21 protein-coding genes are annotated in these 21,308 nt (G+C 63.1%); 13 read left to right on the top strand and 8 right to left on the bottom strand.

Going from position 1 to position 21,308, the window contains the following annotated elements:
- Positions 1–9: 9 nt before the first annotated feature.
- From BHD07_RS02040 to secA, 4 genes are all read right to left on the bottom strand, one after another.
- Entirely contained in the window at positions 10–1,281 is a 1,272-nt protein-coding gene (locus BHD07_RS02040; protein ID WP_338277384.1) for a GNAT family N-acetyltransferase, read from the bottom strand.
- Between the two features lie 3 nt (positions 1,282–1,284).
- Positions 1,285–2,673, bottom strand: coding sequence for a lipopolysaccharide biosynthesis protein (locus tag BHD07_RS02045; protein WP_338277386.1), 1,389 nt, complete (start codon positions 2,671–2,673; stop codon positions 1,285–1,287).
- A 153-nt stretch (positions 2,674–2,826) separates the two neighbouring features.
- On the bottom strand, positions 2,827–4,026 hold the full coding sequence (gene cml, locus BHD07_RS02050) for a CmlA/FloR family chloramphenicol efflux MFS transporter (protein WP_338277388.1): 1,200 nt from the start codon (positions 4,024–4,026) through the stop codon (positions 2,827–2,829).
- 237 nt (positions 4,027–4,263) lie between these two features.
- Complete coding sequence (gene secA / locus BHD07_RS02055; protein ID WP_127708895.1) at positions 4,264–6,975, bottom strand: preprotein translocase subunit SecA; 2,712 nt, start codon at positions 6,973–6,975, stop codon at positions 4,264–4,266.
- Between the two features lie 243 nt (positions 6,976–7,218).
- Here secA and BHD07_RS02060 point away from each other — a divergent pair, with 243 nt between their 5' ends.
- The 7 genes from BHD07_RS02060 (at position 7,219) to BHD07_RS02090 (ending at position 11,719) form a co-directional block, all read left to right on the top strand.
- The gene (locus BHD07_RS02060; RefSeq protein ID WP_338277392.1) at positions 7,219–8,070 is read left to right on the top strand and encodes a peptidylprolyl isomerase; all 852 of its coding nucleotides are present in this window, start codon (positions 7,219–7,221) and stop codon (positions 8,068–8,070) included.
- 159 nt (positions 8,071–8,229) lie between these two features.
- A complete protein-coding gene (gene argJ, locus BHD07_RS02065) occupies positions 8,230–9,471 on the top strand; it encodes a bifunctional glutamate N-acetyltransferase/amino-acid acetyltransferase ArgJ (RefSeq protein WP_275599900.1) in 1,242 nt (413 codons plus the stop codon).
- Positions 9,472–9,544: 73 nt separating this feature from the next.
- Positions 9,545–10,363 carry a GNAT family N-acetyltransferase gene (locus tag BHD07_RS02070; protein ID WP_198516872.1) on the top strand — a complete coding sequence of 273 codons (819 nt, stop codon included), beginning with the start codon at positions 9,545–9,547 and terminating at the stop codon, positions 10,361–10,363.
- 5 nt (positions 10,364–10,368) lie between these two features.
- Positions 10,369–10,776: a (deoxy)nucleoside triphosphate pyrophosphohydrolase gene (locus BHD07_RS02075; RefSeq protein WP_338277397.1), complete on the top strand. Its 408-nt coding sequence runs from the start codon at positions 10,369–10,371 to the stop codon at positions 10,774–10,776.
- A gap of 263 nt (positions 10,777–11,039) precedes the next feature.
- A complete protein-coding gene (locus BHD07_RS02080) occupies positions 11,040–11,360 on the top strand; it encodes a hypothetical protein (protein WP_018096955.1) in 321 nt (106 codons plus the stop codon).
- Positions 11,354–11,530 carry a hypothetical protein gene (locus BHD07_RS02085; protein WP_018096956.1) on the top strand — a complete coding sequence of 59 codons (177 nt, stop codon included), beginning with the start codon at positions 11,354–11,356 and terminating at the stop codon, positions 11,528–11,530. Before BHD07_RS02080 ends, BHD07_RS02085 begins: the two co-directional genes overlap by 7 nt.
- Before the next feature lie 15 nt (positions 11,531–11,545).
- Positions 11,546–11,719, top strand: coding sequence for a Flp family type IVb pilin (locus tag BHD07_RS02090; protein ID WP_338277400.1), 174 nt, complete (start codon positions 11,546–11,548; stop codon positions 11,717–11,719).
- A 103-nt stretch (positions 11,720–11,822) separates the two neighbouring features.
- On the opposite strand, the gene BHD07_RS02095 is transcribed toward BHD07_RS02090, so the two are convergent.
- Positions 11,823–12,719 (bottom strand): methyltransferase domain-containing protein, encoded by an 897-nt coding sequence (locus tag BHD07_RS02095; RefSeq protein WP_338277402.1) that lies wholly within the window; start codon positions 12,717–12,719, stop codon positions 11,823–11,825.
- Between the two features lie 194 nt (positions 12,720–12,913).
- On the opposite strand from BHD07_RS02095, the gene BHD07_RS02100 reads away from it, so the two are divergent.
- From BHD07_RS02100 to BHD07_RS02115, 4 genes are all read left to right on the top strand, one after another.
- Positions 12,914–13,660 carry a ComF family protein gene (locus tag BHD07_RS02100; RefSeq protein WP_338279295.1) on the top strand — a complete coding sequence of 249 codons (747 nt, stop codon included), beginning with the start codon at positions 12,914–12,916 and terminating at the stop codon, positions 13,658–13,660.
- A 20-nt stretch (positions 13,661–13,680) separates the two neighbouring features.
- Positions 13,681–13,965, top strand: a complete 285-nt coding sequence (gene grxC / locus BHD07_RS02105; RefSeq protein ID WP_026168806.1) for a glutaredoxin 3 — start codon at positions 13,681–13,683, stop codon at positions 13,963–13,965.
- 98 nt (positions 13,966–14,063) lie between these two features.
- Positions 14,064–14,921 (top strand): carbon-nitrogen hydrolase family protein, encoded by an 858-nt coding sequence (locus BHD07_RS02110; protein WP_338277404.1) that lies wholly within the window; start codon positions 14,064–14,066, stop codon positions 14,919–14,921.
- Positions 14,918–15,346, top strand: coding sequence for a DUF1178 family protein (locus BHD07_RS02115; RefSeq protein WP_018096962.1), 429 nt, complete (start codon positions 14,918–14,920; stop codon positions 15,344–15,346). Before BHD07_RS02110 ends, BHD07_RS02115 begins: the two co-directional genes overlap by 4 nt.
- Before the next feature lie 12 nt (positions 15,347–15,358).
- Here the strand turns inward: BHD07_RS02115 and ubiG are convergent, their stop codons facing one another.
- The 3 genes from ubiG to BHD07_RS02130 all read right to left on the bottom strand — a co-directional run bounded on the left by ubiG (position 15,359) and on the right by BHD07_RS02130 (position 17,185).
- Positions 15,359–16,105: a bifunctional 2-polyprenyl-6-hydroxyphenol methylase/3-demethylubiquinol 3-O-methyltransferase UbiG gene (gene ubiG, locus BHD07_RS02120; protein WP_338277407.1), complete on the bottom strand. Its 747-nt coding sequence runs from the start codon at positions 16,103–16,105 to the stop codon at positions 15,359–15,361.
- Between the two features lie 108 nt (positions 16,106–16,213).
- A complete protein-coding gene (locus BHD07_RS02125) occupies positions 16,214–16,621 on the bottom strand; it encodes a DoxX family protein (protein ID WP_100674210.1) in 408 nt (135 codons plus the stop codon).
- Positions 16,622–16,639: 18 nt separating this feature from the next.
- Positions 16,640–17,185, bottom strand: a complete 546-nt coding sequence (locus BHD07_RS02130; protein ID WP_100674211.1) for a dihydrofolate reductase family protein — start codon at positions 17,183–17,185, stop codon at positions 16,640–16,642.
- 355 nt (positions 17,186–17,540) lie between these two features.
- Here BHD07_RS02130 and BHD07_RS02135 point away from each other — a divergent pair, with 355 nt between their 5' ends.
- The gene (locus tag BHD07_RS02135) at positions 17,541–18,815 is read left to right on the top strand and encodes an aspartate kinase (RefSeq protein WP_003533520.1); all 1,275 of its coding nucleotides are present in this window, start codon (positions 17,541–17,543) and stop codon (positions 18,813–18,815) included.
- 190 nt (positions 18,816–19,005) lie between these two features.
- The gene (gene ptsP / locus BHD07_RS02140; RefSeq protein ID WP_018096966.1) at positions 19,006–21,273 is read left to right on the top strand and encodes a phosphoenolpyruvate--protein phosphotransferase; all 2,268 of its coding nucleotides are present in this window, start codon (positions 19,006–19,008) and stop codon (positions 21,271–21,273) included.
- Positions 21,274–21,308 lie beyond the last annotated feature (35 nt).

The following is a 21,308-nucleotide window of genomic DNA, read 5'->3' on the forward strand; positions in this document are numbered from 1 at the left end:
GCTGAAAGATCAGCGGCCTGCCAGCGCCCGGATCTTTTCACGCAGCAGCCGGGCCATGTTTCGGGTATTGCGATAAAGGTGGAGCTGCGCGGCGACCTGACGCACGTCGCGGTCGCGGTTCTGTGCCAGCCCGATCACGAGCGTGCCCATTTCCTCTCGCTCCTGCCACAGGCGGCTCATCACCGGATGATCGGGCACGGCGCAGGAGTCGGAGCGGATGATATTGGCATCGTCGAGATGCCATTCCGTGAGCTCCGCGACAAGCAGCTTGCCCGGAGAGTATTTCGCATAGCGCTCGTCATAGGCGGTCTTCCAGGCATAGGCTTCGCCGGCCATCAGCAGAACGACGATGGTCGCGATCGCCTTGCCGTCAAGATCGAGCGTGTGAATGCGGACGCTGTCGGCCTCGGCCAGATTGTTTACCGCTTCCCTCGCGAAAGCGGCGCGGAACCGGTCCATGATCATGGCGCTGCGTTCGCGGCCTTTCCAGCCGGACGCTTCGAGGACCAGGAACTCCTCCATGCGCAGGCGGATCTCATCGGGTCGGCGCGCGACATTGTAGGCCAGCGACCCCTGCCTCGCGAGATTGTTCCATTGCCGCTTCAGCTCCCTCAGGCGCTGGGGGCTCACGGCCTCGCGCAAATAGGTGGGGCCGTCCAGCAGGCTTTCGAGCATCGGCCGGCTGAATGTATCCGTCACCGTCAGCGGCAGGTTTTCGCCGATCGCAACGGCACGGGCAAGCTGCGCAAATTTGCCGTTCAACCTGATGTCCGGAAAGACGAGCACCGGCGGCAGGCCGGCGGAAGGTGCGGCCAGCGCCTCGTAAAGATTGCTGATCGTTTCGGCCGCGTCCTCCGCGTCGAGGAGGGGCGTGCCCAGCGGCCCGAATGGATTGGACCAGGCGCGAATAATGGTCGCGCCGATCGAAAAACCCGGCTTCTCTATCGAGAACGGCATGAGAAAGCGGATTCGGCTTCTCTGCTCGCTTTGGTCGCGGATGACCGCAAGCCGGATCACCCGGTCCTCGAGGCGCGGCATGGCCGGCGCGAGAAAGCGCCCGGTAAAGAAGACGTTCTGCTCGATGGCGCGATTGGAGAGAAAGTCGAGCTCCCGCTGCAGGTCGTATCCCGCTCTCGCCGGATAGACCGCGAGGTGCCGTCCGGGCCTTCCGACCATCAATGTCCGCTCGGACTGCAACGTATCGGGACCGGATTGCGCGAGGCTGCCAAGCAGGCGGTTGGCGCTGCCGTTCACGTCTGCGGGAAGGACATTGCCGATCATGGCTCAAATCGCCTCGTTCTTGTTGTTCATCGTCCCCGCGCCGGCAACAGCCAGCAGGGGAAAGCCGAAAGTGCGCCTTACGGCGAAATGCAGGATGGCTGCCTCCACGAACATCGCGCCGGCAGTGGCGGCAGCTGCGCCCGTCAGGCCGAAGACCGGGATGAGTGTCACGTTCAAGGCGATGTTGACTCCGAGCGCTGCCGCATAGAGCAGGACGCAGAGCTTTTGCCGCCCCGCCATCGTGAGCAGCGTTTCGGCGGGTCCGACAAAGGCCTTGGCGAGAATTCCCGTCAGCAGGATCGCCATCAAGGGGGCGCCCGCCGTGAACGCCGGGCCAAACAGCGAAAGCAGGATGTTGCCGGCTGCGAGTACGCAGCCGCCGATCACCAGGGATGGCCAGAAGGACCAGCGCGCGCTTTCGACGGCGATTTCCGCCAGCTGCCGGCGATCGCCTGCGGCCATTGCCGCAGAGAAACGCGGACCTGCTGCCGCCTTGACGGCGAACATCACGAAATGGACGAGCGCCATGGTCTTGGCCGCCGCAAAATAAACCGCCACATCGTCGGGTTTCAGATAGAGGCCCACAATGACGACGTCGGAATTGGTGAGCAGGAACCCGAAACCGTCGACCAGAAAAATGGGAAGGGAGACGCTGAGCCACCGCCCGAGCTCGATCTTCATCGGCCCGCGCACGTAATGGCGGCGGAGCCGCCATGCCATCGTCACGAATTGTCCGAGCGTGGTGACATAGGCCGCCCCCAGCGCAGCGCCCATGGCTGTCGTCGCATCGCGCGGAAGCCCGGCAGCGATCGCGATGACCATGAAACCGAGGATCAGCAGCGGCCGCACGAGATAGGTCGGGCTCATCGCGACGATGGGCCAGCTATGCGCCCGCGCGGTGCCGTCCAGTACGTCGCCGAGCGCGATCATCGGCAGAGTGAACAGGCCGAGATAGAGGGGAATCACATAGTAACTTTCGATGGCGGAGCCGAAGAGCCAGAGGCCGGCTCCGCCGACTGCGGCGAGAACGGTCGCGGAAAGCATCGCAAAGACCCGCGCCGTCGTGGTCAGACCGCGGATGTTCGCAAGCGCCGCGGTCGTATGGTATTCCGGCAGAAAGCGGATCACGGTCGCATGGAAACCGAGGCAGGACAGGTTTCCGAAGAGGACGACCAGCACCCAGACGAAAATGAAGATGCCGTATTCGAACTCGCCGACGAGGCGCGCAAGGACGATTTGCGAGACGAAGGCGATGGCTGCGCTGACGATACGGATCAGAAAGGCGATGAGCGCCACGCGCTGTGCACGGTTCCTGGGATCGTCCCCCGCAAGAAGCGACGCGAGGCCGTGCAAGAGAAGAGGCAGGCGATATCTCAGCGCCGACGGCAGCATTCGTCCGGCCGATTGACATACCGCCATGAACACGAGGACACCCTGACATTACGCAATACTGGGCTTCACTTCTGTCAGATCAGCGTTAACAAAGGGTTCAGCACCCTCGCTTGAGGGCGAGGAAGCCGGGCTTTTGCCCGACTTCCTCTTCAATCATGCCCGGGCGTGCCTCCTGGACAGCAACTGCCGGCGCGCGATCAGCACGACACCGGCCATTGTCGAGGCATAGACCACGAGCGGCCACGCGCTGTCGCCCGGCAGTCCGATCACGAGCAGTGTCCCCGCCGTCCCGACGATGAGGCTTTGGACGCAGAAATAGACTGCGACCGCCGAACCCGCCATGTATCCGAACCCTTCGAGCGCGCCGTTTGCAGTTACCGATCCGGTGAAGACGATGCCGACCGCCATGACCCACATCGACGCGACGAACGTCCAGGACGAAAGGGTGCCGAAGCTCTGCCCGGCGGCCAGGAGCGCCGCTCCGAGAAGCAACATGCACATGCCCCGCAGGAGGCTGCCCGAAGTTCCCCATCGGGAGACGAACCGCCTGGCAAAGCGCGCCGTGATGATCATCACGATTGCTACAGTTGCAAAGGCGAGGCTGAACTGCAGCTCCGAATATCCTGCCCTGTCGATCAGAACGCGCGGAGAGGTGGAAAAGAACACGAAAAACGTGCCCATGGCGGCGCTGAAGCCGAGGGTATAGGTCCAGAAGGCGAGGCTGCGGAAAAGGGGCCCGAATGCGCGCCGCGGCAGCGCTGCCGCCGAAGGGCGGGTTTCATGCCAGCGAGGCAGTGCCTGCACCAGCGCGATTACGGCAAATGCACCGAGCGTAACGAAGATCGAGCGCCATCCGAACCTCTCCGCCAGCATGGCGCCGCCTATCGGTCCCAGAGCGGGAACGAATGCCAGAATGGAACTGAACAGGCTGTAGATAACCGCGCTTTCCGGGCGGTCGGCATAGACGTCCCGGATCGTCGCAAAGGTGGCCACCAGGGCCGCAGATGCGCCAACCGCCTGCAGGAAGCGGAAGGCGACGAATGGTATGGCGCTGGAGGATGCCGCAAGGCAGAACGACGCCGCGGCGAACAGCATCGCTCCGCCGATCAGGACAGGCCGCCGTCCGATGCGATCGGAGACGGGCCCGAAGACGATCTGGCCGAGGCCGAGCATCACCATATAGAGGCTCAGCGTGAGCTGGACCACGGCAGGACTGGTCCCGAGAATACCGGGCATCGCCGGAACGATCGGGAGATAGATATCCATGGCCAGGGAGGCGAGGATATCGAAGGGCGCCATCAGCAGCAGCGCTGCCGGCAGCGAATAGCGCCAGACATGAGGTTTTGTAGGCATGGAAAGACATCCGCTCAAATGAGGAACATTCGGCGGCGGTCTGCCTTCGGCACGGGGGTCGGCTCGACAGACGCCGCAACAACAAGGAAAAAGCGTTGTTGCGGCTTACTTGTCCGAGGACTTTTGAGCTCCCATGCTACGGCTCCATGCACATCTTGAGGTGAGGTAAGTTGCCTGCCGTGTCAGTGGCAGGCAGACAATCGTTCGCGCGCCCGACCGGACGCGCAGCACCGCGGGTCAGGCTTCGTAAATGCCGTGGCAATGCTTGTATTTCTTGCCCGAGCCGCACGGGCAGGCTTCGTTGCGTGCGACTTTGCCCCAGGTTGAAGGGTCGGCCGGATCGCGGTTCGCAGGCGCGACCGCCAGCAGCGTCTCCCCGGCCTGCGCGAAGTCGTCCTCGCCGGTCAGCGGATCGATGTGGTGCGCCTGCATCGGTGGCAGCGGCTGCGGTTCCTCGGGCGCCTCGCGGACCAGCTCGACGCGCATCAGCTGTGCCGTGACCGCCTGACGCAGATTACCGAGTAGCGCCTGGAACAGCTCGAAAGCCTCGGACTTGTATTCCTGCAGCGGATCGCGCTGGGCGTAGCCGCGGAAGCCGATGACCGACCGCAGGTGGTCGAGGTTGACGATATGCTCGCGCCAGAGATGATCGAGCGTCTGGAGGACGACGGAGCGCTCGACATATTGCATGATTTCGGGGCCGAAACGCTCCGCGCGCTCGGCAGCCGCCTTGTCCACTGCGGCAGTGATGCGCTCGCGGATATCGTCCTCGGCGATGCCTTCTTCGGCGACCCATTCGGCGATCGGCAGGTCGAGATTAAAATACTGCTGGACGTCGGCCTTCAGCCCCTCGGCATCCCATTTTTCGGCATAGGCCCGCTCCGGAATGCGTTTGGCGACGATTTCCTCGATCACTTCGTTGCGCATGTCGGTCACCGTATCGGTGACGCTCTCCGCGTCCATCAGTTCGATGCGCTGCTCGAAAATGACCTTGCGCTGGTCGTTGAGCACGTCGTCGTATTTCAGGAGATTCTTGCGGATGTCGAAGTTGCGCGCCTCGACCTTCTTCTGGGCGCGTTCGAGCGCCTTGTTGATCCAGGGATGGACGATTGCCTCGCCTTCCTTCAGGCCGAGCTTCTGCAGCATTCCGTCCATGCGGTCGGACCCGAAGATGCGCATCAGATCGTCCTGAAGCGACAGGTAGAACTTGGAGCGGCCCGGGTCGCCCTGGCGGCCCGAGCGGCCACGCAGCTGATTGTCGATGCGGCGGCTTTCGTGCCGTTCGGTGGCAAGAACGTAGAGCCCGCCGGCGGCGAGCGCCTTTTCCTTGAGCTTCTGAACCTCTTCCCGGATCGCCTTTTCGCGCGCTTCGCGCTCCGGGCCGGGCTCGACATCGGCCAGCTCCTGCTGGATACGCATGTCGGGGTTGCCGCCGAGCTGGATGTCGGTGCCGCGGCCGGCCATGTTGGTGGCGATCGTGACCGCGCCGGGGACGCCGGCCTGCGCGACGATATAGGCTTCCTGCTCGTGGTAGCGGGCGTTCAGCACCTGGAACTTGGAGAAGCCGCTCTTCTTCAGCATATCGGCGAGAAGTTCGGATTTCTCGATGGAGGTGGTGCCGACGAGCATCGGCTGGCCGCGCTCATGTGCAGATTTGATCTCGTCGATGATCGCCTTGAATTTTTCGCCGACGGTGCGGTAGACCTCGTCGTCCTCGTCGACGCGCTTGATCGGCAGGTTGGTCGGCACCTCGAGAACTTCGAGGCCGTAGATGTTGCCGAATTCCTCCGCTTCCGTCGCAGCCGTACCGGTCATGCCGGCAAGCTTGTCGTACATGCGGAAATAGTTCTGGAAGGTGATCGAGGCGAGCGTCTGGTTCTCGGGCTGGATCTGCACCTTCTCCTTGGCTTCGAGCGCCTGGTGCTGGCCTTCGGAGTAGCGGCGACCGGGCATCATGCGGCCGGTAAACTCGTCGATGATGACGATCTCGCCGTTGCGTACGATGTAATCCTTGTCGCGGGTGAAGAGCTTGTGGGCCTTGAGCGCGTTGTTGACGTGGTGAACGATCGCCACGTTCTCGATGTCGTAGAGCGACTCGCCCTTCAGCAGGCCGGCCTCGCGCAGCATGTTCTCGAGCTTCTCGGTGCCTTCTTCCGAAAAATTGGCCGAGCGCTGCTTCTCGTCGATTTCATAGTCTTCCGGCGACAGGCGCGGAATGAACTCATTGATGGTGTTGTAGAGATCGGAGCGGTCGTCGAGCGGGCCGGAGATGATCAGCGGGGTGCGCGCCTCGTCCACCAGGATCGAGTCGACCTCGTCGACGATGGCGAAGAAGTGGCCGCGCTGCACCATCTGGGAGCGCTCGTACTTCATGTTGTCGCGCAGATAGTCGAAGCCGAGCTCGTTGTTCGTCGCATAGGTGACGTCGCAGGCATAGGCGTCGCGGCGCTGTTCGTCGGAGAGACCGTGGACGATGACGCCGGTGGTCATGCCGAGGAAGCCGTAGATGCGGCCCATCATGCCCGCATCGCGCTGGGCGAGGTAATCGTTGACGGTGACCACATGCACGCCCTTGCCGGCGAGCGCGTTGAGATAGACCGGCAGGGTGGCGACGAGCGTCTTGCCTTCGCCGGTCTTCATTTCCGCGATGGCCCGCTCATGCAGGATCATGCCGCCGATCAGCTGGACGTCGAAGGGGCGCAGCCCGAGGACGCGGAGCGCAGCCTCGCGCACGACCGCAAAGGCCGGCACGAGAATGTCGTCCAGGGTCTTGCCGCCGGCGAGCTCACTGCGAAATTCCGCCGTCTTCGCCGCCAGGGCCTCGTCGCTCAGCGCCTTCATTTCGGCTTCAAGAGCATTGATGGCGTCCACCCGGCCCTTGTAGCCGCGGACGCGGCGATCGTTGGCGGAACCAAACAACTTGCGGGCAAAGCCGCCGAGACTGACCATGCAAATGGTCCTTTCCTTATTTGTCGCCTGGTGTTTCAGGCGCGCGGTCGAAAACCACGTCACGCCGCGAAACGCCCGGAAACTGTTCTGGACGCGAGGTTGCGTGACAGATAAGAGGGGGGTCGGATTATGTCAACGCACTTGCACGGCCGGACGGCTACAGAACCGCCACATTCTGGTTGTTGTGCAGCCCCTGGGCCCGGAGGCAATCGCGCTGGCGGCCAATGGTGAAAGGTTAGAAACATGTCTAGATACAAGACCCTTGCGGCGGCACTGGTCGCGGTGATCGCGGCGGGTGTCGCCCGCGCCGAAGGGACCGACCCGGTCATTGCCAAAGTCGGGGACCAGGAAATCCACCAGTCGGAACTTGATCTCGCAATCACGAGCCTCGATCCGCAGCTCCAGCGGATGCCCGACGAGCAGAAGCGCGCAGCAGCACTTTCGGCCGTCATCGACGTGAAGCTTCTTTTGAAGGACGCCGAGAAGGAAGGGCTTCAGAACGACGAAGCGTTCAAGCAGCGCGTCGCATTCCTGACCGAACGCGAGTTGCACAACGCCTTCTTCAAGAAGCACGTGGTCGATGCCGTAACGGCGGAAGATGTGAAGGCGCGCTACGACAAGGAAGTCGCAGCAATTCCGCCGCAGGAAGAGGTCAAGGCCCGCCATATCCTCGTCAAGACCGAAGACGAGGCGAAGGACGTCATCAAGGAACTCGACGCGGGCAAGAACTTCGCCGACCTTGCCAAGGCCAAGTCCACCGACCCGAACAAAGAAGAGGGCGGCGATCTCGGCTACTTCACCAAGGGCCGCATGGTACCTGAATTCGAGACGGCCGCCTTCGCGCTGGAAAAGGGCGCCTATACGAAGACACCGGTCAAGACGCAGTTCGGCTTCCATGTGATCCTCATCGAGGACAAGCGTCCCCAGGCTCCGCCGACGCTCGAACAGGTCGAGCCGCAGGTTCGCCAGCTCGTCATGCGCGACAAGTACCTCGAGCTTCTGAATTCCGCCAAGGAGAGCACTGCCGTCGAAATCTCCGATCCGGCGCTCAAGAAGGCCTATGACGAGGCCGGCAAGCCGCAGGAAACCAAGTAATACGGCCGGGCGCCCTCTTAGGGAGGCGCGCCCCCGCGCGGAGGCTGAGGTCGCTCGCATTTGCTCCGCTCCGCCTTCAAAGATCCGGATGCCCGACGGCTGAATGCCGTTCGGGCATTTCGCACAACGTTCGAGGCTTCTGAAAAGCAGGTTCAATCCATGTCCGGTTCCGTCTCTCCGCTTGCTCCGAAAACCTTTGCCGAAATGCCGGCCCTTCGCGGCGTACGCATGGCGACCGCTGCCGCAGGGATCAAGTACAAGAACCGGACTGACGTGCTGATGATGCTCTTCGACCGGCCGGCATCCGTGGCCGGCGTGTTCACGCGGTCGAAGTGCCCCTCAGCTCCGGTCGACCATTGCCGGCAGAACCTGCCGGGCGGCATTGCGCGCGCCGTCGTCGTCAACTCCGGCAATGCCAACGCGTTCACCGGCAAGAAGGGCCGGGAGGCGACCAGGCTCACGGCCGAGGCCGCGGCAAAGGCCGTTGGCTGCAGCGAGGCGGAGGTCTTCCTGGCGTCGACGGGCGTCATCGGCGAGCCGCTCGACGCCACCAAGTTCGCCGGTGTTCTGGATAAACTTGCCGCGTCCGCCACCCAGGACTTCTGGTTCGAAGCGGCCAAAGCGATCATGACGACCGATACCTATCCGAAGGTTGCCACCCGCAGCGCCGAGATCGGCGGTGTCAGGGTCACGATCAACGGGATCGCCAAGGGCGCCGGGATGATCGCGCCCGACATGGCAACCATGCTCTCCTTCGTCGTCACCGATGCGGACATTGCGCCGGCGGCACTTCAGGCACTGCTTCAGGCAGGCGTCGAACCCACCTTCAATTCGGTGACGGTCGACAGCGACACGTCCACCTCCGACACGCTGATGATGTTTGCGACCGGTGCGGCGGCGGACGACGGCCAGGCTAAGGTCGAGGACGCGGCCGACCCGCGTCTCGACGGGTTCCGTGCCGCGCTCGACGATCTGCTGCGTGATCTGGCGCTGCAGGTCGTGCGCGACGGCGAGGGCGCGCGCAAGATGGTCGAGGTGACGGTCGAGGGCGCGGAAAACGATGCCGCCGCCAAACGCATCGCGCTTTCGATAGCCAATTCGCCGCTCGTCAAAACGGCGGTTGCGGGCGAGGACGCCAATTGGGGACGCGTCGTCATGGCCGTCGGCAAGTCGGGAGAGATGGCCGAGCGCGACCGGCTGGCGATCTGGTTCGGCGATATCCGAGTCGCAGTCGAGGGCGAGCGCGATCCGGCCTATTCGGAAGCGGCCGCGACTGCGGTCATGCAGGGCGAGACCATTCCGATCCGCGTCGATATCGGTCTGGGTTCGGGCCGCGCCACGGTCTATACCTGCGACCTGACCAAGGAATATGTCGAAATCAACGGCGATTACAGAAGCTGACACGGTTGAGGCGTTGAGAGCGGTTGCGGCCGGACGGCCGCGCGCTCTTCCCGGCCCCGCAGCATTCAAGGCTATGGACATGACAACGAACGGCAGAGAGCCGCCCGGCAACGGGGCGGGGAACGGGGAAACGGTCGCGGTCGATTTACCGAGCGTGCGGCGTCTGGAGGCCGTCGGTTTTCGCGCCTGGCCGGCCTCGTCGGTGCAATATGACGGCAGCTGGCTTATCCGTCTGACGGCGGGGCACCCTTCCAAGCGCCTGAATTCCGTCAACCCGCTGGATCCGTCCGACTATCGCGACATAGCCATCCGCCTGGAGAAGGCTCGCCGGCTTTTTGCGCAATCCGGGCGCCCCCTTACGGTTCGTCAGACGCCGCTTACGCCGCCGAAGATGATCGACCATATGGATGGCGAGGGCTGGACGTCGTTCGCGCACAGCCTGGTCCTGACGCTCGACCTGGCGGATCGCGATTTCAGCGAAGGCATCGACCATCTTCCGATCAAGGATATCGGCCGTTTCGTGGATGCCCGCATCCTGATCGGCGGGGATCCTCCGGAAGCCAAGCAGGCGCTGACCGGGATCATCAACGCCATCAAGCCCGAGTGCGGCCTGTTCCTGTTCGAGGACCGTAAGACCGGGCCGACGGCGGTGTCGCTCGTCGTCCACGACAATGATCTTGCCGGGATCATGCAGTTCGCGGTTTCCGAAGCGGTGCGCCGACGCGGCGTCGGCAGCGCTCTCCTCGACGCCTCGCTCCGTTGGGCACGTCTCAAGGGCGCAAAGAAGGCCTGGTTGCAGGTGGAGGCCGACAACCAGGCTGCGATCGAGCTCTATCGCAAGGCCGGTTTCACCGAGGTCTACCGCTATCTCTATCGAACGCCGAAGGTCTGACGGACATGCAGGGTAGGAAGATCGTGCTCGTTGCCGCCTGCGCGCTCGTCGATTCCGATGGACGCGTTCTGCTGGCGCAACGCCCGGAAGGCAAGCCTCTCGCGGGCCTGTGGGAGTTCCCGGGCGGTAAGGTCGAGAGTGGCGAGACCCCGGAGGAGACGTTGATCCGCGAGCTCGAAGAGGAGCTCGGCATCCGCACCAAAATCGCCTGCCTCGCGCCGCTCACATTCGCGAGCCACGGCTACGACGACTTTCACCTCCTGATGCCGCTTTACATCTGCCGCCGCTACGAGGGGTTTGCCGAAGGCCGCGAAGGCCAAGCTATCAAGTGGGTGCGCCCGAAGGCGTTGCGCGACTACGCCATGCCGCCCGCCGACGAGCCGCTGATCCCGTTCCTGATGGATTTGCTCTAAGAGCACTTGCGGGAAAAGTGTGTAACGGCTTTCCGTGCGGACGTGCGTAGCTTCGAAGTTGGAGCGTCAAGAACCCCGCTGTTGGTGCGCAATCCCGCGAAATTCGATAATTCGTTAATCGAACGTTTATCACCCTTGGGCAAGATGGGGTCGGTTCCGGCGCGCGTCACCTCGACGGCGCCGTTTTCGGGCAGGTGTGGTCAGGACGAGGCTTTGGGAAGGGTGCTTCGCCCGCCGCTCTTTACGTGTTGCATGAGGCTGGGATGGTGGACGAGGATTTCTGGAGGACGGTTCAGGACAAGGATCTGGTGACGAGCCAGTCCCGCCGGACAGGCGTGCTCAATCTGTCGCTGCTGTTCGGCACGGCGGTCATCGCGCTGACGCTCATCCTGACGCCGATGCTGTCGTCCAAGGGCGACAAGCGAATGCTTGCGAACACGCCGATCGACTACGACAACATCTCGACGGGCTCCATACCCTCGGGCGGTACGGCCAAGCGCTACACCGTTCGGCGCAGCGTGCTTCAGGAGATGCCGGGTGCCGTCTGCATCATCGACGCCGATGGCAGCAGGAGTGGATGCTGATCGCAGCGGAGCGCCGAAAGGCACCGCTTGCGGTTGACCTGTGGCGAGGCGACGCCTCGTTTGCCGTTGAAACGTTGCGTGCTTGCGTTGAAGCGCCGAAACGCCTCGACCTTTTGAAACGACGCACTTCGGACGGAAACCGTTATACGCTTTTCCGGCAAGTGCTCTGAGCGGCTGGAGGACCAATGGAGACGCTGAGACGCCTGTTTCGAGACCGCGACGGCGCTACGGCGGTTGAATACGGACTCCTGGCCGCGCTGATCTCGGTCGGCCTTCTCATCGGCCTGCAGAATTTCTCCGGCGCACTGCTCGGCATGCTGAGCTTCGTCACCAACACGATCGAGGCAGCCTGGACCTAGAGCATTTCAACGTGTTCATAGAAACACTCCAACCATTTGATCCAACGCACTTCCGGACGGAAGCGTTACGCACTTTTCCTGGAGGTTGCTCTAAGAGCTCAGATCACGGCTCGCCTTCATCCTTGAGTTTGTGCTCGCTCGCGCCAAGCGCGTCGGACAATCTCTGCTTCGCCGAGCCGGGTTTGAGCGGCTTCTGCTGACTCTCGTGCGGCGCCCAGCCCGAAAGATAAATGATCGAAAAGGTCGCGCGGATGCGCCCGTCCGGATCGGAGAAGCGCTGCGCGTAGATTTCTGCGGCTCTGAGAAAGAAGCGCCGCGGCATCGGCTTGCGGTTGCGCGACGCCAGCGGGTTCGTCATGCCCATTGCGCGCAAGTCGCGGATGAGGCCGAAGACCGAATCGTAGCGGACGGTGTACGTCTCGGTATCCGCCACCGGCAGGGCAAAGCCCGCCCGCTGCAGAAGGGCTCCCATGTCGCGCACGTCGGCGAAGGGGATTACCCGTGGGCTCGCCCCGCCCGTCAGTTCCGCCTCGGCTGCGAGAAGCGCCTCCCGCAGTTCCTGCAGCGTGCCACTGCCGGGTATAGCGGCAAGGAACAACCCGTCGGGCTTCAGCACGCGGCGCGCCTGGATGAAGACGCCGGGCGTATCGTTGGTAAGATGGAGCGACAGTGGCGACACGAGGAGACTGAGCGACGCCGGGTCGGCCGGGATACGCTCCAGAGGTGCTTCCGTCACCGGCTCGTCGACCGAACCGAAGGCGCTGTCGGTTTCCACCCGCTCGATCGCGCCGACCTTGCCGGTCGTGGAAAGGCTGCGTGCGGCGGCACCCGTATAGCCGTGCAGCTCCATGGCCGTTTCGAACTGCCGTTCGACGACGCTTACGCGCTCGGCAAGTTCCTGTGCGACGATGTCGAGCAGGAAGCCCGCCTTCTCGTCGCCCTGGCGCAGTGCGCGCCGGCGGTGCGCCTCGACGAGGCTCTGGTCAAAGATGATTTCCACGACAGTCTCTCCGAAATCGCGGGGTGCGACAGAAACCCTACAGCGCCGCGTGTCTTGTCGGACGCGCAGAGGCCGCGGCAACGCTTTAAAACTTGCTGCCCCCTTCGTCCTCTGCTCAGTTAGGGTCTAACGCGACAGACAGCAACACGAATCAAGTCAAGCGCATGAAACGGGGCGGGCAGGAAAACCAGGCGATGGATTGGGCGGGCATGCTCCGCCGGATTGCGGCCCAGGCGGTCGATCTCGTCTTTCCGCCCGTCTGCTCGGGATGCGGCCGGCTGACCGGCCATGCCCATGCCGTCTGCGCTTCCTGCTGGGCAGGCATGCCGCTCATCGAGCGGCCCTATTGCGAGGTTCTGGGCTTGCCCTTCGCCTATGATCCTGGCGAGGGCGCGGTTTCGCCCGAGGCCATCGCCAATCCTCCGGTCTTCGACAGGCTGCGCTCGGTGGCCATTCACGAAGGAATCGTCCGCGATCTCGTGCATGGCTTGAAATACCGTGATCGCACCGACCTTGCGCCCATGATGGCCGAGTGGATGATCCGCGCCGGCGACGGTGCCGTGGCAGCGGCGGACATGATCGTGCCGGTTCCGCTCCATGCGCTCCGCCTCTGGAGGCGCAAGTTCAATCAGGCGGCGGAGCTTGCACGCGTCATTGCCGAACGTTCCGCAAGAGCCTATCGACCGGAGGTCCTTCGCCGCACCAAGCGCACGAGCCGCCAGGTCGGGCTTGGCGCCAGGGCACGCGAGGAGAATGTCCGCGGCGCCTTCGCAGTCCCCGAAGGCGCGAAGCGGGAGCTCGCGGGCAAGCGCATCGTTCTCGTAGACGACGTCTATACGACCGGCGCGACCGTTGCCGCTGCGACACGCGCGCTGAAGCGTGCGGGCGCCGGAGACGTCACGGTTTTGACCTTTGCAAGGGCCATGTCCGGTCCTATATGACAAGAAATGTCCGGCGATCGATGCCGGTGAAGGAGCAGTTGGAGACCATGGCTTCGGTCGTCATTTATACGCGTCAGTTCTGCGGCTATTGCACGAGGGCGAAGAAACTTCTGGAAAGCAAAGGTGTCGACTTCACCGAGTATGACGCCACTTATGCGCCTGAACTTCGCCAGGAGATGATGGAAAAATCCAGGGGCGGCAGAACGTTCCCGCAAATCATCATCAATGATGTTCCCGTCGGCGGCTGCGACGAGTTGCATGCGCTCGATCGCGCCGGCAAGCTCGACGATATGCTCGCGGCCTGAAGTGGCATGTCACGACTGTCCTGCCCATCCGAAAAAGAGATGAGTGCTGCGATGCCGGATCGTTCTGATCCAGAGTTCCGCTTGGGAGAAAGAAAGCGATGACCTTCAAGGCAGCCGCCGTCCAGATGTGCTCCGGTGTCGATCCCGCAAGAAATGCGGAGACGATGGCGAAGCTGGTGCGCGAAGCCGCTTCGCGGGGTGCAACCTATGTCCAGACGCCGGAGATGACCGGAGCGGTCCAGCGCGACCGGACGGGTTTGCGGTCGGTGTTGAAGGATGGGGAGAACGACGTCGTCATTCGCGAGGCATCCCGACTTGCCCGCGAGCTCGGCCTCTACCTGCATGTCGGCTCGACGCCGATCGCGCGCGCGGATGGAAAGATTGCCAATCGCGGCTTCCTGTTCGGGCCTGACGGCGCGAAGATCTGTGACTACGACAAGATCCACATGTTCGACGTGGATCTGGAGAATGGCGAGAGCTGGCGCGAGAGCGCCGCCTATCATCCGGGTCATACCGCGCGTATCGCGGATCTCCCCTTCGGCAAACTCGGCTTTTCGATCTGCTACGATATCCGTTTCCCCGAGCTGTTTCGTCAGCAGGCCGTGGCCGGAGCCGAGATCATGACGGTGCCGGCTGCGTTCACGCGCCAGACCGGCGAAGCGCATTGGGAAATCCTGTTACGCGCTCGGGCCATCGAAAACGGGCTCTTCGTTATTGCCGCCGCTCAAGCGGGCACGCATGAGGATGGCCGGCAAACCTTCGGCCACTCGATGATCATCGATCCCTGGGGCAGGGTGCTGGCCGAAGCCGCTCCGACCGGCGAGGAAATCATCGTCGCCGAGATCGATGTGGCGGCGGTGCACGCGGCGCGCGAGAAGATTCCCAACCTCAGGAACGCGCGCAGCTTCGTGTTGGATGAGGTGGTTCCGGCGGGAAAAGGAGGCGCTGCAGCGTGATCCACTACAATCTTGCCTGTGACGAGGGCCACGACTTCGAAGGCTGGTTCTCCTCGAGCGACGATTTCGACCGGCAGGTCGAGCGGCGCCTGGTCGCCTGCCCCAGTTGCGGTTCCGTTTCCGTCAGCAAGAAACTGATGGCGCCCGCCGTCTCAACGGCGCGCAAGAAGGAGGCGCGCCGCGAGCTGGTGATGGATCAGGCGCAGAAGGAAGCGGTCGCCAAGCTCAAGGAACTGGTGAAATCGATCCGCGAGAACGCGGAAGACGTCGGTGAGCGCTTCCCGGACGAGGCGCGCAAGATACATTACGGCGAAGCCGACCAGCGCGGGCTGATCGGCAAGGCGACGGCGGAAGAGGCGATTGCCCTCATCGAGGAGGGAATCGAGATCGCCCCACTGCCGGTGCTGCCGGACGACACGAACTGACGATAACAGGGCTCAGATCGGCCGTTTCGCCACGATCATGTAATTGACGTCCATATCCCTCGACAGGTTCCACTGGTTGGCCAGCGGATTGAAGAAGACGCCGGTGCGGTCGGCAATCTCCATGCCGCTTGCGGCGAGAGGCTTTTCGAGCTCCTCCGGCCGCACCAGCTTTTCATATTGGTGGGTACCGCGCGGCAGCCAGCGCAACACGTTTTCGGCCGCGAAGATCGCGAGTGCTGCCGCTTTCAGCGTGCGGTTGATGGTTGCGACGAACATCAGGCCGCCCGGGCGCACCATATGCGCGCAGGTGGTCATGAAGAATTCGACGTCCGCGACATGCTCGACCACCTCCATGTTCAAAACGACGTCGAAGCTCTCGCCGGCTTCGGCAAGGGCCTCGGCCGTTACGGCGCGATAATCGACGCTGACGCCGCTGCCGGCCGCATGCGTTTTGGCGATGCCGATGTTCTTTTCCGAGGCGTCGGCCCCCACGACGTCCGCTCCCATCCGGGCCATCGGCTCGGAAAGAAGCCCGCCGCCGCAGCCGATATCGAGGACTCGCAGCCCTTCGAGCGGCTGCCGGCTCTTCGGATCGCGGCCGAAATGCTGCGAGACCCTGTCACGTATATAGGCGAGGCGCACGGGATTGAATTTGTGCAGCGGGCGGAACTTGCCGGTCGGATCCCACCATTCGGCCGCCATGGCCGAGAAGCGGTCCACCTCGCTCTGGTCGATCGTCGTGCGCGCCGTCTCGCTCATGAGAGCCTCCTTGCCTCGTTCTTTCGGTGCCGCGCGTCCTCATCGGGCGCGCAAAGCTCGCTGTAGCTCATCGATCCGATGCTGAAGTCGGACGATCGGCGGGGGATGTCAAGGGCCTGAGGCTCGCACCCGGCGAGCGTCGAGGCTCCAGGCGCCTGCGCCGGCGAAAACCAGATAGAGATAGATGAAGCTGAAGAGAATTGCGGCGCTGCCCATATTGTTGGCGGGCCACATGCTCATCGGCGCATGAAAGCCCCAATAGGCGACGGCCATCATGCCCGACAGGATGAAGGCCGCCGCGCGGGTGAAGAGCCCGACGAGCACCAAAGCGCCGCCGACGAGTTCCAGGATGCCGGCCACCAGGAGGATCGGCTTCATTTCCGGCGGCGGCAGCGGATGGGTCGATGCCGGGACGTTGAAGAGGAGCACCATGCCGGCATGAACGAAGAGCAGAGCGGTCACGATCCTGAGCAGGGCGAGCGCCTGCGGCGCATAGATGGAAAGACGGTTCTCCATAGCCTCCTCCTTCGCCGATCACGCCGGTTCCGGCCGGTAATGCAGGATGACGACACCGGACTTCAGCGGGCGGACATGAGTAAGCTCAAGCTTCGTCCGCTCGGCAACGTTTTGAAAGAGGGGCGTGCCCTTGCCGAGCAGCACCGGATTGATGCCGAGACGGTATTCATCGACGAGCCCTTGAGCGATCAGCGTCGAAGCGAAATCGGCGCTGCCGAAAATGAAGATTGCGCCGCCTTCGCGTTCTTTCAGGCGCCTGACCTCGTCGGCGGCCTCGCCGGAAACAAGGGTCGTGTTGTTCCAGTCGGCACTTCTGAGCGTCCTGGAGAAGACGTATTTCTCGACGCCGTTCATGAAGGCGGCGATATGATCCTCCGACGAGGGCCAATAGGCGGCCATGAGTTCGTAGGTGGTGCGGCCGAAGAGCAGCGTGCCGGCCTCGAACTGCGTCTCGCGGATATAGGCGTCGAGTTCGTCTTCGAAAACGAACCAGCCGATGTCATGCCCCGGCGCCTCGAAAAACCCGTCGACACTGACCATGTCCCACATGATGACTTTGCGCATTGTCCTTCCTCCCATTGGGCGGCCACCGCCCTGCGTCTGAAGTGAGATTGACAGAACCAGTATCGAAATGCAAGTAGTTTTGAATCGAAATCGGTTCCCCCTGGCCGAGAGTCATGCTCTTGGCCACCGCTTTGACGGCCATTGCACGCAGCCCGCTGATCCGCTAAGAGACGCCGCGACTTTCCGCTCCCCGAGGCGGTGACTGGCCGATGTCCGAGAAGTCTCCTTCAAGCTTTTTGATCGTCAGGCGCCGGCGGGGGCGTTTTCCTGTCGCGTCTACGGCGACGCGCGTCTTCTTGGACGCTCCAAGGTCGCCGCATCGGGCGCGCAAACATGGTGGTACGGTAGAGGCGAAATGGCACGCATCGTGATGAAATTCGGCGGGACCTCCGTCGCAGATTTGAACCGCATCCACAATGTCGCCCGCCATGTGAAACGCGAGGTCGATGCCGGCCACGAGGTTGCCGTCGTCGTTTCCGCCATGTCCGGCAAGACCAACGAGCTGGTCGGCTGGGTCGAAAACATGCCGAAGGTCGCGGGCTCGAACGCCCCGTTCTACGATGCGCGCGAATATGACGCGGTCGTCGCCTCAGGCGAACAGGTGACCTCCGGCCTGCTTGCGATCGCGCTGCAGTCGATGGGCATCAACGCCCGCTCGTGGCAGGGCTGGCAGTTGCCGATCAAGACCGACAACGCCCATGGTGCGGCCCGCATTCTCGAAATCGACGGCGCCGACGTCATCCGACGCATGGGCGAGGGTCAGGTGGCGGTCGTCGCCGGCTTCCAGGGTCTCGGTCCGGACAACCGCCTGGCGACGCTCGGCCGCGGCGGCTCGGACACCTCCGCCGTCGCGATCGCAGCCGCCGTCAAGGCCGATCGCTGCGACATCTACACCGACGTCGACGGCGTCTACACGACCGACCCGCGCATCGAGCCGAAGGCCCGGCGTTTGAAGAAGATCGCTTTCGAGGAAATGCTGGAAATGGCGTCTCTCGGCGCCAAGGTGCTGCAGGTACGCTCGGTCGAGCTCGCCATGGTGCACAAGGTACGCACATTCGTGCGTTCTTCTTTCGAGGACCCCGATGCGCCGGGCATGGGTGATCTCATGAACCCGCCCGGAACGCTGATTTGTGATGAGGATGAGATCGTGGAACAGGAAGTCGTAACCGGCATCGCCTATGCCAAGGATGAAGCACAGATCTCGCTGCGCCGCCTGGCCGACCGGCCGGGCGTTTCCGCCGCGATCTTCGGGCCGCTTGCGGAAGCCCATATCAATGTCGACATGATCGTCCAGAACATTTCGGAAGACGGCTCGAAGACCGACATGACCTTCACCGTGCCGTCCGGCGACGTCGACAAGGCCCTCAGGGTTCTGGGGGATAACAAGGAAAAGATCGGCTATGACGTCATTCAGTCGGAGTCGGGCCTCGTCAAGGTCTCGGTGATCGGCATCGGCATGCGCAGCCATGCGGGCGTCGCCGCTTCCGCGTTTCGGGCACTTGCCGACAAGGGGATCAACATCAAGGCGATCACCACCTCCGAAATCAAGATCTCCATCCTGATCGACGGACCTTACGCCGAATTGGCCGTTCGCACTTTGCATTCCGTCTACGGTCTGGATAAGAGTTAAACGGCAGGCATTTGATTTGGGATTCGCGACCCGGCGCCGCGCGTCTGAAAAGACACGGAAGACGTCGCTGTAGTGATTGGAACTGCTGCATGAACTTGTCCCCGGATCGATTTCGCTTCGAGGATGCATGCAGAGGCCGCGGCGTCCCGCATGGGCCCGACGTTTATTCTTATTCAGGAGACCCCACGCGATGAGAGACCTTTCCGCAGGTCCGCGCGTTCTCCTCAAGCGGTTGCGCGAGCTCATGGCGGAACCGCTCGAGCCGCAGGAGCGCCTTGACCGGATCGTGCGCCAGATAGCGCAGAACATGGTTGCGGAAGTGTGCTCGGTTTACGTGCTGCGCTCCGATGGCGTGCTCGAACTTTACGCGACCGAAGGTCTGAACAAGACGGCGGTGCACCTGGCGCAACTGAAGATGGGACAGGGTCTCGTCGGCACGATCGCGGCTTCGGCGCGGCCGCTCAATCTCTCCGATGCCCAGTCGCACCCGGCCTTCACCTACCTGCCCGAGACGGGCGAAGAGATTTATCACTCTTTCCTCGGCGTTCCGATCCTGCGCACCGGCCGCGCGCTCGGCGTCCTCGTCGTGCAGAACAAGGCGCAGCGCAACTATCGCGAGGACGAGGTCGAGGCGCTGGAAACGACCGCCATGGTGCTCGCCGAGATGGTTGCGACTGGCGAGCTCAAGAAGATCACCAAGCCCGGGCTCGAGCTCGATCTGTCCCGCCCGGTGACGATCGAGGGCAACAGCTACGGCGAAGGCATAGGGCTCGGATATGTCGTCCTGCATGAGCCTCGCATCGTCGTCACCAATCTGCTCAACGAGGACACGGAGCAGGAACTGCAGCGGCTTGCGGAAGCGCTCGGGTCGCTGCGCATCTCCATCGACGACATGCTGTCGCGCCGCGACGTCTCGATGGAGGGCGAGCACCGCGCGGTTCTCGAGACCTACCGCATGTTCGCCCACGACCGCGGCTGGGTGAGAAAGCTCGAGGAGGCGATCCGCAACGGCCTGACGGCGGAAGCGGCGGTGGAGCGGGTGCAGAGCGAGACCAAGGCGCGGATGATCCGGCTGACCGATCCGTATCTGCGCGAGCGGATGCACGATTTCGACGATCTTGCGAACCGGCTGTTGCGCCAGCTTTCGGGTTATGGCGCCAAGCTTTCGGCTGCCGATTTCCCCAATGACGCGATCGTCGTCGCGCGCGCCATGGGCGCTGCGGAGTTGCTCGACTATCCGCGCGAGAACGTGCGCGGTCTCGTGCTGGAGGAGGGGGCGGTCACCAGCCATGTGGTCATCGTCGCCCGCGCCATGGGCATTCCGGTGGTCGGCCAGGCGGCAGGGGCAGTGGCGCTCGCCGAAAACCGCGATGCGATCATCGTCGACGGCGACGATGCGAAGGTGCATCTGCGGCCGATGGCCGATCTGCAGCGCGCTTACGAGGAGAAAGTGCGCTTCCGTGCGCGCAGGCAGGCGCAGTTCCGCGCTCTCAGGGATGTCGAGCCTCTGACGAAGGACGGTAAGCGCATTACGTTGCAGATGAATGCCGGGCTGCTGGTCGACTTGCCCCATCTGAACGAGGCTGGTGCCGAAGGTATCGGTCTCTTCCGGACCGAACTGCAATTCATGATCGCTTCGACCATGCCCAAGGCCGAGGAGCAGGAAGCTTTCTACCGCAACGTCATGAAGCAGACGGCGGGGAAGCCGGTCACATTCCGGACGCTCGATATCGGCGGCGACAAGGTCGTTCCCTATTTCCGTGCCGCGGAAGAGGAGAACCCGGCGCTCGGCTGGCGCGCCATCAGGCTGTCGCTCGATCGGCCGGGTCTCCTGCGTACCCAGTTCCGGGCAATGCTGAGAGCGACGGTCGGCGCCGAGCTCAAGATGATGCTGCCGATGGTAACGGAAGTCGCGGAGCTGAAGAGCGCGCGAGAACTCCTGCAGAAGGAGATCGAGCGCCAATCGAAGCTCGGCGAACAACTGCCGCGCAAGCTGCAGTTCGGGGCGATGCTGGAAGTGCCGGCGCTGCTTTGGCAACTCGACGAACTGATGGCCGAAGTCGATTTCGTTTCGGTCGGCTCTAACGATCTCTTCCAGTTCGCCATGGCGGTCGACCGCGGTAATGCCCGTGTTTCCGAACGTTTCGACATTCTCGGCCGGCCGTTCCTGCGGATTCTCCGGGAGATCGTGCGGGCCGGCGAGCGCAACAACACGCCCGTGACGCTTTGCGGCGAGATGGCAAGCAAACCGCTTTCGGCCATGGCGCTGCTCGGGCTCGGCTTCCGGTCGGTTTCGATGTCGCCGACGGCTGTCGGGCCGGTCAAGGCAATGCTCCTGGCGCTGGATGCCGGCAGGCTCAACGAACTCCTTGAGGCGGCGCTCGACGACGTCAAGTCCGACACGTCGATCCGCCAGCTCCTGGTCGATTTCGCTGCGGCGAACGGCATACCGGTTTAGATTGAACAAGAGGGCTCTCGTCTCCGTCCGGACGC

The organism is Sinorhizobium sp. KGO-5, assembly GCF_036245905.1.
GTDB classification, from domain to species: Bacteria; Pseudomonadota; Alphaproteobacteria; order Rhizobiales; family Rhizobiaceae; genus Sinorhizobium; species Sinorhizobium meliloti_A.

What these genes read in the sequence shown, in the direction of transcription:
- BHD07_RS02040 (WP_338277384.1), bottom strand. Translation starts at nt 1,281, where the DNA reads ATGATCGGCAATGTCCTTCCCGCAGACGTGAACGGCAGCGCCAACCGC.
- BHD07_RS02045 (WP_338277386.1), bottom strand. Translation starts at nt 2,673, where the DNA reads ATGCTGCCGTCGGCGCTGAGATATCGCCTGCCTCTTCTCTTGCACGGC.
- cml (WP_338277388.1), bottom strand. Translation starts at nt 4,026, where the DNA reads ATGCCTACAAAACCTCATGTCTGGCGCTATTCGCTGCCGGCAGCGCTG.
- secA (WP_127708895.1), bottom strand. Translation starts at nt 6,975, where the DNA reads ATGGTCAGTCTCGGCGGCTTTGCCCGCAAGTTGTTTGGTTCCGCCAAC.
- BHD07_RS02060 (WP_338277392.1), top strand. Translation starts at nt 7,219, where the DNA reads ATGTCTAGATACAAGACCCTTGCGGCGGCACTGGTCGCGGTGATCGCG.
- argJ (WP_275599900.1), top strand. Translation starts at nt 8,230, where the DNA reads ATGTCCGGTTCCGTCTCTCCGCTTGCTCCGAAAACCTTTGCCGAAATG.
- BHD07_RS02070 (WP_198516872.1), top strand. Translation starts at nt 9,545, where the DNA reads ATGGACATGACAACGAACGGCAGAGAGCCGCCCGGCAACGGGGCGGGG.
- BHD07_RS02075 (WP_338277397.1), top strand. Translation starts at nt 10,369, where the DNA reads ATGCAGGGTAGGAAGATCGTGCTCGTTGCCGCCTGCGCGCTCGTCGAT.
- BHD07_RS02080 (WP_018096955.1), top strand. Translation starts at nt 11,040, where the DNA reads ATGGTGGACGAGGATTTCTGGAGGACGGTTCAGGACAAGGATCTGGTG.
- BHD07_RS02085 (WP_018096956.1), top strand. Translation starts at nt 11,354, where the DNA reads ATGCTGATCGCAGCGGAGCGCCGAAAGGCACCGCTTGCGGTTGACCTG.
- BHD07_RS02090 (WP_338277400.1), top strand. Translation starts at nt 11,546, where the DNA reads ATGGAGACGCTGAGACGCCTGTTTCGAGACCGCGACGGCGCTACGGCG.
- BHD07_RS02100 (WP_338279295.1), top strand. Translation starts at nt 12,914, where the DNA reads ATGGATTGGGCGGGCATGCTCCGCCGGATTGCGGCCCAGGCGGTCGAT.
- grxC (WP_026168806.1), top strand. Translation starts at nt 13,681, where the DNA reads ATGCCGGTGAAGGAGCAGTTGGAGACCATGGCTTCGGTCGTCATTTAT.
- BHD07_RS02110 (WP_338277404.1), top strand. Translation starts at nt 14,064, where the DNA reads ATGACCTTCAAGGCAGCCGCCGTCCAGATGTGCTCCGGTGTCGATCCC.
- ubiG (WP_338277407.1), bottom strand. Translation starts at nt 16,105, where the DNA reads ATGAGCGAGACGGCGCGCACGACGATCGACCAGAGCGAGGTGGACCGC.
- BHD07_RS02125 (WP_100674210.1), bottom strand. Translation starts at nt 16,621, where the DNA reads ATGGAGAACCGTCTTTCCATCTATGCGCCGCAGGCGCTCGCCCTGCTC.
- BHD07_RS02130 (WP_100674211.1), bottom strand. Translation starts at nt 17,185, where the DNA reads ATGCGCAAAGTCATCATGTGGGACATGGTCAGTGTCGACGGGTTTTTC.
- BHD07_RS02135 (WP_003533520.1), top strand. Translation starts at nt 17,541, where the DNA reads ATGGCACGCATCGTGATGAAATTCGGCGGGACCTCCGTCGCAGATTTG.
- ptsP (WP_018096966.1), top strand. Translation starts at nt 19,006, where the DNA reads ATGAGAGACCTTTCCGCAGGTCCGCGCGTTCTCCTCAAGCGGTTGCGC.